A 14,452-nucleotide genomic window follows, 5' to 3' on the forward strand; every position below is an offset into this window, starting at 1 on the left:
GGTTGGGCTAGGCTTGTGCGCTTGCCGCTCAACTGACTCCCGGGGTTTCGATGAATCAACTGCTGGCCATGCGTGCGTTTCGTTGCATCGTCGATTGTCGCGGCTTCAGCGCGGCGGCCGAGCGTCTGGACACGACGCATTCGACCATCTCCCGCCAATTGCAGCAGTTGGAAGCCGAACTCGGCACGCGCCTGATCAACCGCAACACGCGCAATTTCAGTCTGACCACGGCGGGTCAGCAGTATTACGCCGCGTGCGTCGACATTCTCGAACGTCTCGACCAGGCCGCAGTAGCGGTGGGGCAAGCCCATGAAAGTCCCAGCGGATTGCTGCGCATCAGCGCACCGATGGTGATCGGCACCCTGGAGCTGGCGAGCTGGTTGCCGGCGTTTCAACAGCGCTACCCGGATATTGAAGTCGATCTGTCCTGCGATGACCGCTTTGTCGATCTGATCGCCGACGGCTTCGATGTGGCGTTGCGCATTTGCGGGCCGCTGGCGGATTCCTCTTTGGTGGCGCGGCTGCTGACGGTCTCGGACATGCTGCTGGTGGCCTCGCCGGCCTATGTGGCGCGGCGTGGTCTGGTGCGTCAGGTGCGCGAACTCGCCGAGCATCAGTTGCTGGCGTTTTCCGGCGGCAGTGACTGGTCGCTGACCGATGCTCGCGGTGCGACCAGCAACGTGCGGGCGCAGGGCCGTTTCAAGGCTGACTCGATCAGTTCGCTGCATGCCGCTGCGCTGGCTGGCGTCGGCATCGCCGCGTTCACCCGGGCCACGGTGCAGGAGGATCTGCTGCGCGGTCGGCTGGTGCAGATCCTGCCCAACTGCTCGCTCGGCCAGCGTCATTACTACGCGTTGTATCCGCATGCCCGACATGTCGCGCTCAAGGTGCAGGTGTTTGTCGATTTCATGCTTGATCACTATCGCAATGCGACGGCGCCACTGCGCTAAAACGCCGCGAGACAGCGACAAAGCTTGAGGGAAACGTCTTCGAAGGGAACAATGTGTTACTTCGTATTTCCAATTGAGAATGATTCATGACTGCCTCGTCCCGATTCCTGGCCTGGCTGGTGTTGCCGTTGTGCGCCCTGAGCAGTTTCAATCTGCTGGCCGACACGGTGGAAAGTGCACCTCAGGCGCTGCACCTGCTTGATTACATCAGCGCGGATTACCCGAATACCGTGCAAGCAGGCCAAGTCATCGACGAGTCCGAATACCGCGAGCAACTGGAATTCACCCAAGCGCTGCAAGGGCTGATTGCCGACATGCCGGCCAAGCCGGAAAAAGCCGCGCTGGAGCAGGGTGTGAGTACGCTGCACGCAGCGATCAGCGCCAAACAGGACGGCGCGCAGATCGCCCGTCAGGCGCGCCAACTGGGTGCACAACTGGCGGTGGCCTACGAGGTCAGTCAGGCGCCAATTATCACCCCTGATCCGACTCGCGGCGCGCCGCTCTACGCCCAGCAATGTTCGGTGTGCCATGGCGACAGCGGAGCCGGTGACGGCCCGGCAGGTGTCGGCATGGTGCCAGCGCCCGCCAACCTGCGCGACGCGGCACGCATGGATCACCTGAGCCTGTACGCGATCTATAGCACCCTCGGCCAAGGTGTCGAAGGCACCGACATGCCGGCCTTCGCCGATCAACTCGACGACCGTCAGCGCTGGGATCTGGCCACCTACATCGGCGGATTCAGCGCCGATGCGGCGGCAGGCAAATCCGACAAGGCTTACAACATCGCCGATCTGGCCCGCCAGACCCCATCCGAAGTGTTGGCTGCCGAAGGCGCGCAAGCTGCCGCGACCTTCCGCGCCCAGCGTTCGCAGCCGCCGCAGGTCAAGCGTGGCCCGGCACAGTTGCTCGATTACACCGCTGCAACCCTCGACAAGAGCCTCGCCGCTTACCGTGCCGGTGAGCGCGATCAGGCCTATGACCTGTCGGTGGCTGCGTATCTGGAAGGCTTCGAACTGGTCGAAAGCTCGCTGGATAACGTCGATGCCAACGTGCGCAAGGACACCGAGAAGTCGCTGATGGCTTATCGGCAGTCGTTGCAGGATGGTCTGCCGGTCGAACAGGCCGAGCAGCGGCTTGATGTCGCCAAGGCCAAACTCAACGAGTCGGCTGGCCTGCTCGGCAATGACGGCTTGAGCTGGTCGCTGAGCTATATCTCCGGTCTGCTGATTCTGCTGCGCGAAGGTCTGGAAGCGATTCTGGTGCTGGCGGCGATCCTCGCGTTCCTGCGCAATACCGGCCAGCAATCGGCAGTGCGCAGCGTCAACGTCGGTTGGGGTCTGGCGCTGTTGACCGGTCTCGGGACCTGGGCACTGGCGGCGTATGTGATCGATGTCAGCGGCTCGCAGCGCGAATTGCTCGAAGGCGCCACGGCGCTGTTCGCCAGTGTCATGGTGTTGTGGCTTGGCGTGTGGATGCATGACCGTCGGCATGCAGCGGCCTGGCAGGATTACATCAAGAGCAGTCTGGTCGGCGGAGGCGGGCGTTTCGGTTTTGCGATCCTCGCGTTCTTCTCGGTTTATCGCGAACTGTTCGAAGTGATCCTGTTCTATGAAACCCTGTGGTTGCAGGCGGGGCCCGCCGGGCATGACGCGGTGCTGGCTGGCGGCGCGACGGCGCTGGTGCTGCTGGTCGGTCTGGCGTGGGTGATTTTGCGCGGCTCAGCGAAATTGCCGTTGACCCTGTTCTTCAGCATCAACGCCGGTCTGCTTTGCGCCTTGTCGGTGGTGTTTGCCGGGCATGGCGTCAAGGCGTTGCAGGAAGCGGGGATCTTCGGCACGCGGCCGGTGGCGTTCTTCGAGTTCGATTGGCTGGGGATTCATGCCGATGCGTATTCGCTGACGGCGCAGGCACTGGCGATTCTGGCGATCATTGTGTTGTATGGCCGTAGTCGGATCGCCGAGAAGAAGCGGGTGACCGCTTAACTGCATTCGCTGCGCTCATAATCGCGAGCAGGCTCGCTCCCACATGGATGGTGTATTTCCTGTGGGAGCGAGCCTGCTCGCGAAGCTTTTTAAGGGGTAAACAAAATGCGTGTATGGATCGATGCCGACGCCTGTCCGCGTGCGGCCAAGGATCTGGTGGTCAAGTTTGCGCTCAAGCGCCAGTTCGAAGTGGTGCTGGTCGCGGGGCAGCCGCAGATCAAACCGGCGCTGGCTATCGTCAAACTGATCGTGGTGCCGAGCGGCCCGGATGCGGCGGACGATTATCTGGTGGAACACGCGGTGCCCGGTGAGCTGGTGATTTGCAGCGATGTGCCGCTGGCTGACCGCCTGGTGAAGAAGGGCGTCTCGGCGCTCGATCCACGCGGCAAGGAGTTCGATGCGCAGAACATGGGCGACCGGCTGGCTGTACGCAACCTGTTCACCGATCTGCGTGAGCAGGGCCAGATGAGTGGCGGCCCCGCGCCGTTCGGCGAACGCGAGAAACAGGCGTTCGCCAATGCGCTGGACCGAATCCTTACCCGCCTGACCCGCAAGCCCTGATTCAACTCGATCCCCTGTGGGAGCGAGCCTGCTCGCGAATGCGGTGTGTCATGCAACAAAACTGTTCCCTGAAACACCGCTATCGCGAACAGGCTCACTCCTACATCAGGTCGTCTCAGGCATCGTTTTCGTGGGTCAGTTCCAGCACTCGATCCACCAGTTTGTTGATCCCTGATGCCGCTTCGCTGATGTTCTGCGCCAGCATGTACGCCGGGGTCGTCACCAGTTTGCGTGCCTTGTCTTCGATGATGTCGGACACCGCGCAATCTTCGTGGGTGGCGCCCATCTTGTTCATCGCTGTGGCGGTGTCGGCGTCATTGCCGATGGTGCAGGTCACGCCGGGGCCGTAGATTTTTGCCGCCAGTGCCGGCGAGATGCACATCAGGCCCACCGGTTTGCCCGCTTCGGCAAATGCTTCGGCCAGTGCCAACACTTCGGGTTGCACGCTGCAGCCAGCGCCTTCGACGGCGAAGTTCGACAGGTTCTTTGCCGCACCAAAACCGCCGGGCACGATCAGCGCATCGAAGTCATCGACGCTGGCTTCGCGGATGTCCTTGATGTTGCCGCGGGCAATGCGCGCCGATTCCACCAGCACGTTGCGCGACTCGGGCATTTCTTCGCCGGTCAGGTGATTGATCACATGCAATTGCGCGATGTTCGGGGCAAAGCACTGCACCTGCGCGCCGCGTTGATCAAGGCGTAGCAGGGTGATGACGCTTTCGTGGATCTCGGCGCCGTCGTATACGCCACTGCCGGACAGGATCACTGCAACTTTTTTGCTCATGGGTTTCTCTCCTGATTCATGGCGCTAAATGTCCACTAATTTGTCGCTCGTTGCCATAGGGTTAAATCGCGGCTAGACCTAGGATCTGTGCTCAAGACTTCAGTCGAGAAGCTTCATGGACTTGATTCTGTATGCGGTGCCGTTTTTCCTGCTGTTGATCGCACTGGAGCTTGTCGCTGACCGTTGGCGCGGGGTCAGCAACTATCGCCTGGCCGATGCGGTAAACAGCATCAGCACCGGTGTGCTCTCGACCACCACCGGCCTACTGACCAAAGGCGTCGGGCTGCTGACGTATGCGTTTGCCCTGGAACATCTGGCGCTGTTCAGATTGTCGGCGAACAGCGTCTGGGTCTGGGTGTTGGCCTTCGTCCTCTACGACTTTTGTTATTACTGGCTGCATCGCATGGGCCATGAACGCAACGTCCTCTGGGCCGCTCACTCGGTGCATCACCAGAGCGAGGACTACAACCTCTCGACCGCATTGCGCCAGACCAGCACCGGGTTTCTGCTGGGCTGGATCTTCTACCTGCCGATGGCGGTGCTCGGTGTGCCGCTGTTGGTGTTCGTCAGCGTTGCGGCGCTGAACCTGCTCTATCAATTCTGGGTACACACCAAGCACATCCCCAAGCTCGGCTGGTTCGAGTGGTTCTTCGTCACGCCGTCCAATCATCGGGCTCACCATGCACAGAACGCTCTCTACATGGATCGCAACTACGGCGGGGTGTTCATTCTTTGGGATCGGCTGTTCGGCACCTTTCAGGAAGAGGACGACAACGAGCCGGTGATTTTTGGCGTAACCACGCCGCTGGCCAGCTGGAATCCGTTGTGGGCGAATCTGCAGTTCTATGCGCAGCTGTGGAATGACGCACGTCGCGCCGAGAGCAAGTGGGACAAGCTGCGGATCTGGTTCATGCGTACCGGTTGGCGGCCGGCAGATGTCGCCGCGAAATATCCGATGAACAAGCCGGATCTGACGCAGTTCTGCAAATTCGATGTGCCGCTCGACAGTCGGCAACAGTGGTACGTCGCGGCGCAGTTTTGCGTCTACATCGCGTTGGGCAGTTACTTGATGAACCTGGAACGAAGTCTGCCTACCGCAGCGTTGGTACTCGGTTGGGGGGCGGTGGCGTTCGGTGTGTTTGCGCTGGGTGTGGCGCTGGAGAATCGCCCGTGGGCGCTGAAAGTCGAGCTGTTGCGGTTGTTGTCGAACCTGCCGCTGGTGTGGCTGGCGCCCATGCTCGGGCTATGGCCGGCCAGCCCGGTGATCTGGGCTGGCCTGCTCAGTTACAGCCTGCTCAGTGGCATTGGTCTGTATGTGTGCCGCCAGCGAATTACTCGGCTGGCGTCTTAGGCTCGGCGGCTTTGGCCTGTTCGGCTTTGTGGATTTGCTCGTCTTCGTAGATCTTCTTCGCCAGACGGGCATTCTTGAAACGGCGGCGCAGCCACAGGCCGACACCGAGGATCAGCAGCGCGCCGAGCACCCACAGCTCGTACTTCTTGATGCTGCCGAGCATGCCCTCCAGCACCGCGCCGAAGTGATAAGCAGCGGCGGCCAGAGCCGTGGCCCAGATTGCTGCGCCAATCCCGTTGAGCAGCAGATAGCGTCCCGGCGGATAACCCGACAGGCCGATGGCCACCGGCATTACCGTGCGCAAGCCATAAACAAAGCGGAAACTCAGGACCCAGATGTCTGGATGCTTGCGGATGTGCTCCAGCGCCCGGTCGCCCATCATCTGCCAGCGCGGTTTGCGCGCCAGCAACTTGCGCCCGTGCTTGCGTCCGAGGAAGTACCACAGCTGATCGCCGGCATAACTGCCGAAGAACGCCACAACCACGACCAGGTTGATATCCATGTATCCACGGAACGCGAGGAAGCCCGCGAGCACCAGGATGGTTTCGCCTTCGAAGAATGTGCCAAGAAACAGCGCAAAGTAACCAAAGTCATGCAGAAATTGTTGGAGCATTGTCTGGGTGCTGGCGAAATGAACGCGCAGCCTAACCCTTCAGACACATTCATGAAAGTGTCCAAATGTGTCTCGACGTGAACATTTCCTACACGGACAATGGAATAAGGCTACCTGTCACAGGACACACATAACTGTCATCTGTTGGTCATAATGGCCGTCTATAACTGTCACGCTCGCCCGTTTGCGCGGGCTCAGGAGTCCGCCGTGAGCTTTACCCCCGCCAATCGCCTGTTCCCTGCCACTCGTCTGCGACGCAATCGTCGTGATGATTTTTCGCGTCGGCTGGTGCGGGAAAATGTGCTGACGGTCGATGATCTGATCCTGCCGGTGTTCGTGCTCGACGGTGAAAACCGCCGCGAAGCCGTGGCCTCGATGCCGGGTGTGGAGCGTCTGAGCATCGACCTGCTGCTCGAAGAAGCCGCGAAATGGGTCGAACTGGGCATCCCGGCGCTGGCGCTGTTCCCGGTGACGCCACCCGGACTCAAATCCCTTGATGCCGCTGAAGCCTGGAATCCGCAAGGTATTGCCCAGCGTGCTACTCGCGCCCTGCGTGAGCGTTTCCCTGAGCTGGGCGTGATCACCGATGTCGCGCTGGACCCGTTCACCACCCACGGGCAGGACGGTATTCTCGATGAAGAAGGCTACGTGCAGAACGACATCACCGTCGATGCACTGGTCAAACAGGCTCTGTCCCACGCCGCCGCTGGCGCTCAGGTGGTCGCGCCATCCGACATGATGGACGGCCGGATTCAGGCGATCCGCGAAGCGCTGGAGATTGCCGGTCACGTCAACGTGCGGATCATGGCCTACTCGGCCAAGTACGCCAGCGCCTACTACGGGCCGTTTCGCGATGCCGTCGGTTCTGCTTCGAATCTGGGCAAGGCGAACAAAGCCTCCTATCAGATGGACCCGGCCAACAGCGACGAAGCGTTGCACGAAGTCGGCGCCGACTTGTCTGAAGGCGCGGACATGGTCATGGTCAAACCCGGCATGCCGTACCTGGACATCCTGTTTCGGGTAAAAGATGCCTTCAAAGTGCCGACCTTCGTCTATCAGGTCAGCGGCGAATACGCCATGCACATGGCGGCGATCCAGAATGGCTGGTTGAGCGAAGCAGTGATCCTCGAATCACTCACCTCCTTTAAACGTGCCGGCGCTGATGGCATCCTGACTTACTTTGCTGTCCGCGCCGCTCAATTGTTACGAGAGCAGAAATAGCCCTCCCAGGAACATCCGATGAATACCGAAGGACTGACTGAAGTTGCCGTAAAAGACGCTCAACCGGTGGTCGAGCAAATCACCGAAACCCCGCCGGAGCTGGAGCCAGCTCCGCCCGCGCCGGTGGCCGAACCGGCTGCGGCGGTTCCGGCGATTGCCATTCCCGGTCTGGATGACAGCAGCCTGTACATCCACCGCGAGCTGTCGCAACTGCAGTTCAACATCCGCGTGCTGGAACAGGCGCTGGATGAGTCCTATCCGTTGCTGGAACGATTGAAGTTCCTGCTGATCTTCTCCAGCAACCTCGACGAATTCTTCGAAATCCGCGTTGCCGGCCTGAAGAAGCAAATCACCTTCGCCCGTGAACAGGCCGGCGCCGATGGCTTGCAGCCGCATCAGGCGCTGGCGCGCATTAGCGAACTGGTGCACGGTCATGTTGATCGCCAATACGCGATCCTCAACGAGATTCTGTTGCCGGAGCTGGAAAAGCATCAGGTGCGCTTCATCCGTCGCCGTCATTGGTCGACCAAGATCAAAACCTGGGTACGCCGCTATTTCCGCGACGAGATCGCGCCGATCATCACCCCGATCGGACTCGACCCGACGCACCCGTTCCCGTTGCTGGTGAACAAGAGTCTGAACTTCATCGTCGAACTCGAAGGCATCGACGCCTTCGGTCGCGATTCCGGTCTGGCGATCATCCCGGCGCCGCGTCTGCTGCCACGGATCATCAAGGTCCCGGAAGAGGTCGGCGGCGCTGGCGACAACTATGTATTCCTGTCGTCGATGATCCACGCGCACGCCGACGATCTGTTCCAGGGCATGAAGGTCAAGGGCTGCTACCAGTTCCGTCTGACCCGAAACGCCGATCTGGCGCTCGACTCCGAAGACGTAGAAGACCTGGCTCGTGCCCTGCGTGGCGAGTTGTTCTCGCGTCGGTATGGCGATGCCGTGCGGCTCGAAGTCGCCGACACTTGCCCGAAACATCTCTCGGACTATCTGCTCAAGCAGTTCAACCTGAGCGAGACCGAGCTGTATCAGGTCAACGGCCCGGTGAACCTGACGCGGCTGTTCAGCATCACCGGTCTGGACAGTCAGCGCGAGCTGCAATATCTGCCGTTCACCCCGCAGATCCCGAAACTGTTGCAAAACAGCGAGAACATTTTCAGCGTGGTCAGCAAGCAGGACATCCTGTTGTTGCACCCATTCGAATCGTTCACGCCCGTGGTCGATCTGCTGCGTCAGGCAGCGAAAGACCCGCATGTATTGGCGGTGCGCCAGACCCTGTACCGTTCCGGCGCCAACTCGGAAATCGTTGATGCCCTGGTCGATGCTGCGCGTAACGGCAAGGAAGTGACCGCGGTCATCGAGTTGCGTGCGCGTTTCGACGAAGAGTCCAACCTGCAATTGGCCAGCCGCCTGCAAGCGGCCGGTGCAGTGGTGATCTACGGCGTGGTCGGCTTCAAGACCCACGCCAAGATGATGCTGATCCTGCGTCGCGAGGCCGGCGAGATCGTGCGTTACGCGCACCTCGGCACCGGTAACTACCACGCCGGCAACGCCCGCCTGTACACCGACTACAGCTTGCTGACCTCCGATGACGCGTTGTGTGAAGACGTCGGCAAACTGTTCAGTCAGTTGATCGGCATGGGTAAAACGTTGCGCATGAAGAAGCTGCTGCACGCGCCGTTCACCCTGAAGAAGGGCATGCTCGACATGATTGCCCGCGAGACCCAGTTCGCCCTCGACGGCAAACCGGCGCACATCATCGCCAAGTTCAACTCGCTGACCGATCCGAAGATCATCCGCGCGCTGTACAAGGCCAGCCAGTCCGGTGTGCGCATCGATCTGGTGGTGCGTGGCATGTGCTGCCTGCGTCCGGGCATCGCCGGGGTTTCGCACAACATCCATGTGCGCTCGATCATCGGCCGGTTCCTTGAGCACACCCGTGTCTTCTACTTCCTCAACGGTGGCGAGGAGCAGATGTTCCTCTCCAGCGCAGACTGGATGGAGCGCAACCTCGACAAGCGCGTCGAGACTTGCTTCCCGGTAGAAGGCAAGAAGCTGCTGACCCGCGTGAAGAAAGAGCTGGAGCTGTACCTGACTGACAACACCCACAGCTGGAGTCTGCAGTCGGACGGCCGTTACATCCGCAACACGCCAACCGGCAACCAGAACCCGCGCAGTGCGCAGGCGACTTTGCTGGAGCGCTTGGGCAGCCCGATTTTGCCGGTTAGCAGTTGACCTTCAAATCTGGCGCAATAAAAAAGGCGATCCTGATGGATCGCCTTTTTTGTGCCTGCACTGATTACCTGTGGCACAGGTTTCTCTGAGTTAGTGCACGGTAAGGATGATGCCCACCCGTGTCAGCCATTCAGCCTCAAGCCCGAAATCCGCCTGGGTCAGCTGATTCTCATCCAGCCAGTTCTCCGGGAATTCGACGTCGAGGCTGTCGCCCTTGGCGTGCAACACCACCTGCGGCATGGTCTGGGTGCCTCGAATGTGGTGGAACAGAATCGCAAAGCGCAGCAACGCACACAGGCGGATCAGCTTGATTCCGTCGTCGCCAAAGTCGGCGAACTTGTCCTTGGGAATGTTGCGGCGATGGCCGCGAACCAGCAGTGCGAGCATCTGTTGGTCTTCACGGGAGAACCCGGCGAGGTCCGAGTGCTCGATCAAATAGGCGCCGTGCTTGTGATAGTGATAGTGAGCGATGTCGAGACCGACTTCGTGCACTTTCGCTGCCCAGCCGAGAAGTTCGCGCCAGATACCGTCATCCAGTTCCCAGTCTTGAGCCACCTGATCAAACGCGTGCAGCGCCTTGCGTTCGACTCGCGCAGCCTGTTCCAGGTCAACGTGGTAACGCTCCATCAGCGACGTCAGGGTGCGTTCACGCACGTCTTCGTGATGATGGCGACCGAGCAGGTCATAGAGCACGCCTTCGCGCAGTGCGCCTTCGCAGTGATCCATGCGTTGCAGTTCGAGGGCGTCGAAGATCGCTTCGAGAATCGCCAGTCCTGCCGGGAAAATCGCCCGGCGATCCGGTTTGATGCCTTCGAAGTCGATCTTGTCCGAGTCGCCGAGCTTGAACAGTTTGCGCTTGAGCCAGGCCAGCCCTTCGGCGTTGACTTCGCCGGTACCATGACCGCCAGCCTTCAAGGCCAGACCGATGGCACGGATGGTCCCCGAGGAGCCGATGGCTTCATCCCAGGTCAGGCGGTGCAGGGCGTGTTCGATGCTCATGATCTCCAGCCGCGCCGCTGTGTACGCCTGGGCGTAGCGAGCCGGGGTGATCTTGCCGTCCTTGAAGTAGCGCTGAGTGAAGCTGACGCAGCCCATTTGCAGGCTCTCGCGCAGCAACGGCTCGAAGCGCTGGCCAATGATGAATTCGGTACTGCCGCCGCCAATGTCGGCGACCAGGCGTTTGCCCGGGGTGTCGGCCAAGGTGTGCGATACGCCGAGGTAAATCAGTCGCGCTTCTTCACGGCCGGAGATGACTTCCACCGGGTGACCGAGGATTTCTTCGGCGCGGTGGATGAATTCTAGGCGGTTACGCGCTTCGCGCAGGGCGTTGGTGCCGACGATCCGCACGGCGCCTAGCGGCATACCGTTGATCAGTTGGGCAAAACGCTTGAGGCAATCGAGCCCGCGTTGCATCGATTCTTCGTTGAGCTTGCGCTCATCGTCGATGCCGGCGGCCAGTTGGACCTTTTCGCCGAGGCGCTCGAGAATACGGATTTCGCCGTTCTGGGCCTTGGCCACGACCATATGAAAGCTGTTGGAGCCCAAGTCGATTGCGGCGATCAGGGACAGATTCTTGGCTTTGGATTGCGGCATGGTCAGGGGGGTCTCGGTCGATAACCCCGACATCGTGCCACGATCAAACGCCGCCGCCAACGCGTACGGCGCAAAGCCTTGATATGGCGCAGGAATGCCGGTGACCGCTGCGCGGTCAATCGCGAGCAGGCTCACTCCCACAGGTTTTTGCGCCGAACACACAATCCGGTTCCACCCGAAAACCCTGTGGGAGCGGGCTTGCCCGCGAAGAGGCCAGTAAAACCCCTACAGTTTCTTCAGGCTGTCGCCTCTACGCTACCAATAAAATTCGCCAGCTCCGCCGTCTGCGGATTGGCAAACAACACCTTCGGATCGCCCACCTCATGCACCTTGCCATGGTGCATGAACACCAGTTTGTCGCCGACCTCGCGGGCAAAGCGCATTTCATGGGTGACCATGATCAGGGTCATGCCTTCCTTGGCCAGTTGCCGCACCACGGCCAGCACTTCATTGACCAGTTCAGGGTCCAGCGCCGAGGTGATCTCGTCGCACAGCAAGACTTTCGGCGACATCGCCAAAGCACGGGCAATCGCCACCCGTTGCTGCTGCCCGCCGGACAGTCGATCCGGAAACGCATCGAACTTCTCGCTCAACCCCACCCGGGCGAGCATCTGCCGCGCCAGTTCGGCGGCTTTGGCCTTGGGCACTTTCTGCACCACTTGTGGTGCGAGCATCACGTTCTCGCCGACGGTCAGGTGCGGGAACAGATTGAACTGCTGGAACACCATGCCGACTTTCTGCCGCAGGCTGCGCAGATCCGCGCGGGCGGCATCAAGGTATTCGCCATCGACTTCGATCACGCCGTCATTGATCGATTCCAGACCATTAAGCGTGCGCAACAAGGTGGATTTGCCCGAGCCGCTGCGGCCGATGATCGCCACCACCTGGCCTTCCTCGACACTGAGGTCGATGCCTTTGAGTACATGGTGATCGCCGTAATACTTATGCAGGGCGGAAATTCTAAGCAGAGGCATGCAGTCTCCTTTCCAGATAGCGCGCACTGAGGGACAAGGGGTAACAGAGCAGGAAGTAGCCGGCGGCGACGAGGCCGTAGACCATGAACGGTTCGAACGTGGCGTTGGCGAGCATGCCGCCGGTCTTGGTCAGCTCGGTGAAACCGATGATCGAAGTCACCGCAGTGCCTTTGACCACTTGCACCGAGAAGCCCACGGTTGGCGCCACGGCAATGCGCAGGGCCTGCGGCAGGATCACGAAGCGCAGTTGCTCCAGCGGGTTCAGCGCCAGACTCGACGAGGCTTCCCACTGACCGTTGGGAATTGAATCGACGCAGCCGCGCCAGATCTCTGCCAGATAGGCGCTGGTGAACAGCGTCAGGGCAATCGCCGCCGCCATCCACGGCGAAATGTCTATACCGGCCAGCGCCACACCGAAAAACACCAGAAACAGCTGCATCAACAGCGGCGTGCCCTGGAACAGCTCTATCCAGGTCCGGGCGATGTTGCGCGGCAGGGCGTTTTTCGAGATGCGCATGACCATGATCAGCAAGCCGACCAACCCGCCACCAATGAATGCCACCAGCGACAGCGCCAGCGTCCATTGCAGACCGATAAGCAGGTTGCGCAGGATGTCCCAGAAGGTGAAATCGCTCATACGCTGCTCCTGCTTATGAAGCGGCGCCCGATCCAGTTCAGCAACTGGCGGATCAACAAGGCCATGCACAGGTAGATCAGCGTGGTCAGGGCGTAGGTTTCAAAGGCGCGGAAGTTGCGCGACTGAATGAAGTTGGCAGCGAAGCTCAGCTCCTCGGTGGCGATCTGTGAACACACCGCCGAACCGAGCATGACGATGATGATCTGGCTGCTCAGCGCCGGCCAAACCTTGCCCAGCGCCGGTAACAACACCACATGCCGGAACGCCTCGAAGCGACTCATCGCCAATGCGGCTGCGGCCTCCAGTTGACCCTTGGGGATCGCCTGAATGCCGGCGCGGATGATCTCGGTCGAATACGCACCGAGATTGATCACCATCGCCAGCACCGCCGCTTGCCACTCGGAAATCTGCACCCCGAGGGACGGCAAACCGAAGAAGATGAAAAACAGCTGCACGAGGAATGGCGTGTTGCGGATCAACTCGACATAGACGCCGAAGATTGCCGAGAACGGGCGGATGTTCCACGCCCGCACCAGCGCGCCGACGATGCCTACGCCAACCCCGAGCACCGCACCGATGGCCGTCAGCTCAAGGGTGAACAGAGCACCGCGCAACAGCAGGTCGGTGTTTTGCACCACCGGCAGGAAATCGAACTGATAGGCCATTAATTAACTCCCGCCCGAGCGATCAAAGATCGGCCGGCAGCGGCTCTTTCAGCCAGGTTTGCGAATTCTTTTCCAGCGCACCGTCGGTCTTGGCGGTGGCGAGGATCTCGTTGACCTTGCTCAGCAGTGCCGGCTCGTTCTTGTTCACGCCGACATAGACTGGCGAATCCTTGAGCTTCACTTTCAGCGCCGGCACGCGTTTCGGATTCTTTTCGCTGATCGCGACCATCACCACGTTGCCGCTGGCGATCAGATCAACCTGGCCGGCGAGATACGCGGCGATGGTCGAGTTGTTGTCTTCGAAGCGCTTGATGGTCACGCCTTCAGGGGCAACCTTGGTCAGTTCGATGTCTTCGATGGCGCCACGGGTAACGCTGATGGTTTTGCCCTTGAGGTCGTCGAGGCTGGTGATCGCGGCGTCCGGCGGGCCGAACACGGCGAGGTAGAACGGCGCGTAGGCATGGGAGAAATCGATGACTTTCTCGCGCTCCGGGTTCTTGCCGAGGCTGGAAATCACCAGGTCGACCTTGCCGGTGGTCAGGAACGGGATGCGGTTGGTGCTGTTGACCGGGGTCAGTTCGAGTTTGACCTTGAGCTGCTCGGCCAGCAGTTTTGCGGTATCGATATCGAGGCCGCGAGGTTTCATGTCCGGGCCGACCGAGCCGAACGGCGGGAAGTCCTGCGGCACGGCAACTTTCAATGTGCCGCGTTTGACCACGTCATCGAGACCGTCGGCGTGGGCGGAAACCTGACTCAACATCAGACCGGCAAACAGGGCAGCGAGGAGGGCGCTGGAACGCAGGGACATGGCAAATCTCCGGGATCGGCTGGAAGTGATTTCTGCGATCGGACAGAGCATGGGGCATGCCAACCCACC

Annotated in this window: 13 protein-coding genes; 6 read left to right on the forward strand and 7 right to left on the reverse strand. The window is 60.5% G+C overall.

The features are described 5' to 3' along the window. Nucleotides 1-50 precede the first annotated feature (50 nt). The 3 genes from ACTWLJ_RS08200 (at nucleotide 51) to ACTWLJ_RS08210 (ending at nucleotide 3,493) form a co-directional block, all read left to right on the forward strand. Entirely contained in the window at nucleotides 51-950 is a 900-nt protein-coding gene (locus ACTWLJ_RS08200; protein ID WP_445180492.1) for a LysR substrate-binding domain-containing protein, read from the forward strand. Between the two features lie 86 nt (nucleotides 951-1,036). Beyond that, nucleotides 1,037-2,932 carry an FTR1 family protein gene (locus ACTWLJ_RS08205; protein ID WP_445180493.1) on the forward strand — a complete coding sequence of 632 codons (1,896 nt, stop codon included), beginning with the start codon at nucleotides 1,037-1,039 and terminating at the stop codon, nucleotides 2,930-2,932. A gap of 105 nt (nucleotides 2,933-3,037) precedes the next feature. Continuing rightward, nucleotides 3,038-3,493, forward strand: coding sequence for a YaiI/YqxD family protein (locus tag ACTWLJ_RS08210; RefSeq protein WP_401212833.1), 456 nt, complete (start codon nucleotides 3,038-3,040; stop codon nucleotides 3,491-3,493). Nucleotides 3,494-3,608: 115 nt separating this feature from the next. On the opposite strand, the gene elbB is transcribed toward ACTWLJ_RS08210, so the two are convergent. Continuing rightward, nucleotides 3,609-4,277, reverse strand: coding sequence for an isoprenoid biosynthesis glyoxalase ElbB (gene elbB / locus ACTWLJ_RS08215; protein ID WP_401212830.1), 669 nt, complete (start codon nucleotides 4,275-4,277; stop codon nucleotides 3,609-3,611). Between the two features lie 115 nt (nucleotides 4,278-4,392). Here elbB and ACTWLJ_RS08220 point away from each other — a divergent pair, with 115 nt between their 5' ends. Further along, on the forward strand, nucleotides 4,393-5,628 hold the full coding sequence (locus ACTWLJ_RS08220; RefSeq protein WP_445180494.1) for a sterol desaturase family protein: 1,236 nt from the start codon (nucleotides 4,393-4,395) through the stop codon (nucleotides 5,626-5,628). Here ACTWLJ_RS08220 and ACTWLJ_RS08225 read toward each other — a convergent pair. Then, entirely contained in the window at nucleotides 5,609-6,241 is a 633-nt protein-coding gene (locus tag ACTWLJ_RS08225) for a DedA family protein (protein WP_445180495.1), read from the reverse strand. The two genes, ACTWLJ_RS08220 and ACTWLJ_RS08225, sit on opposite strands and share 20 nt — an antisense overlap. A 207-nt stretch (nucleotides 6,242-6,448) precedes the next feature. On the opposite strand from ACTWLJ_RS08225, the gene hemB reads away from it, so the two are divergent. Beyond that, complete coding sequence (gene hemB / locus ACTWLJ_RS08230) at nucleotides 6,449-7,462, forward strand: porphobilinogen synthase (RefSeq protein WP_445180496.1); 1,014 nt, start codon at nucleotides 6,449-6,451, stop codon at nucleotides 7,460-7,462. 18 nt (nucleotides 7,463-7,480) lie between these two features. Further along, complete coding sequence (gene ppk1 / locus ACTWLJ_RS08235) at nucleotides 7,481-9,706, forward strand: polyphosphate kinase 1 (protein ID WP_445180497.1); 2,226 nt, start codon at nucleotides 7,481-7,483, stop codon at nucleotides 9,704-9,706. Nucleotides 9,707-9,796: 90 nt separating this feature from the next. Here ppk1 and ppx read toward each other — a convergent pair whose 3' ends face one another. From ppx to ACTWLJ_RS08260, 5 genes are all read right to left on the reverse strand, one after another. Next, on the reverse strand, nucleotides 9,797-11,299 hold the full coding sequence (gene ppx, locus ACTWLJ_RS08240) for an exopolyphosphatase (protein WP_445181339.1): 1,503 nt from the start codon (nucleotides 11,297-11,299) through the stop codon (nucleotides 9,797-9,799). 236 nt (nucleotides 11,300-11,535) lie between these two features. Then, on the reverse strand, nucleotides 11,536-12,273 hold the full coding sequence (locus tag ACTWLJ_RS08245) for an amino acid ABC transporter ATP-binding protein (RefSeq protein WP_401212817.1): 738 nt from the start codon (nucleotides 12,271-12,273) through the stop codon (nucleotides 11,536-11,538). Next, nucleotides 12,260-12,910: an amino acid ABC transporter permease gene (locus tag ACTWLJ_RS08250; protein ID WP_445180498.1), complete on the reverse strand. Its 651-nt coding sequence runs from the start codon at nucleotides 12,908-12,910 to the stop codon at nucleotides 12,260-12,262. Before ACTWLJ_RS08250 ends, ACTWLJ_RS08245 begins: the two co-directional genes overlap by 14 nt. Continuing rightward, complete coding sequence (locus ACTWLJ_RS08255) at nucleotides 12,907-13,575, reverse strand: amino acid ABC transporter permease (RefSeq protein WP_445180499.1); 669 nt, start codon at nucleotides 13,573-13,575, stop codon at nucleotides 12,907-12,909. Before ACTWLJ_RS08255 ends, ACTWLJ_RS08250 begins: the two co-directional genes overlap by 4 nt. A gap of 22 nt (nucleotides 13,576-13,597) precedes the next feature. Beyond that, complete coding sequence (locus ACTWLJ_RS08260) at nucleotides 13,598-14,383, reverse strand: transporter substrate-binding domain-containing protein (RefSeq protein WP_445180500.1); 786 nt, start codon at nucleotides 14,381-14,383, stop codon at nucleotides 13,598-13,600. Nucleotides 14,384-14,452: the final 69 nt, after the last annotated feature.

This window comes from Pseudomonas sp. McL0111, assembly GCF_052567255.1.

Bases quoted from the DNA above. Each gene is read 5' to 3' on its own strand.
- ACTWLJ_RS08200 (WP_445180492.1), top strand. From the start codon at position 51: ATGAATCAACTGCTGGCCATGCGTGCGTTTCGTTGCATCGTCGATTGT.
- ACTWLJ_RS08205 (WP_445180493.1), top strand. From the start codon at position 1,037: ATGACTGCCTCGTCCCGATTCCTGGCCTGGCTGGTGTTGCCGTTGTGC.
- ACTWLJ_RS08210 (WP_401212833.1), top strand. From the start codon at position 3,038: ATGCGTGTATGGATCGATGCCGACGCCTGTCCGCGTGCGGCCAAGGAT.
- elbB (WP_401212830.1), bottom strand. From the start codon at position 4,277: ATGAGCAAAAAAGTTGCAGTGATCCTGTCCGGCAGTGGCGTATACGAC.
- ACTWLJ_RS08220 (WP_445180494.1), top strand. From the start codon at position 4,393: ATGGACTTGATTCTGTATGCGGTGCCGTTTTTCCTGCTGTTGATCGCA.
- ACTWLJ_RS08225 (WP_445180495.1), bottom strand. From the start codon at position 6,241: ATGCTCCAACAATTTCTGCATGACTTTGGTTACTTTGCGCTGTTTCTT.
- ppk1 (WP_445180497.1), top strand. From the start codon at position 7,481: ATGAATACCGAAGGACTGACTGAAGTTGCCGTAAAAGACGCTCAACCG.
- ppx (WP_445181339.1), bottom strand. From the start codon at position 11,299: ATGCCGCAATCCAAAGCCAAGAATCTGTCCCTGATCGCCGCAATCGAC.
- ACTWLJ_RS08245 (WP_401212817.1), bottom strand. From the start codon at position 12,273: ATGCCTCTGCTTAGAATTTCCGCCCTGCATAAGTATTACGGCGATCAC.
- ACTWLJ_RS08250 (WP_445180498.1), bottom strand. From the start codon at position 12,910: ATGAGCGATTTCACCTTCTGGGACATCCTGCGCAACCTGCTTATCGGT.
- ACTWLJ_RS08255 (WP_445180499.1), bottom strand. From the start codon at position 13,575: ATGGCCTATCAGTTCGATTTCCTGCCGGTGGTGCAAAACACCGACCTG.
- ACTWLJ_RS08260 (WP_445180500.1), bottom strand. From the start codon at position 14,383: ATGTCCCTGCGTTCCAGCGCCCTCCTCGCTGCCCTGTTTGCCGGTCTG.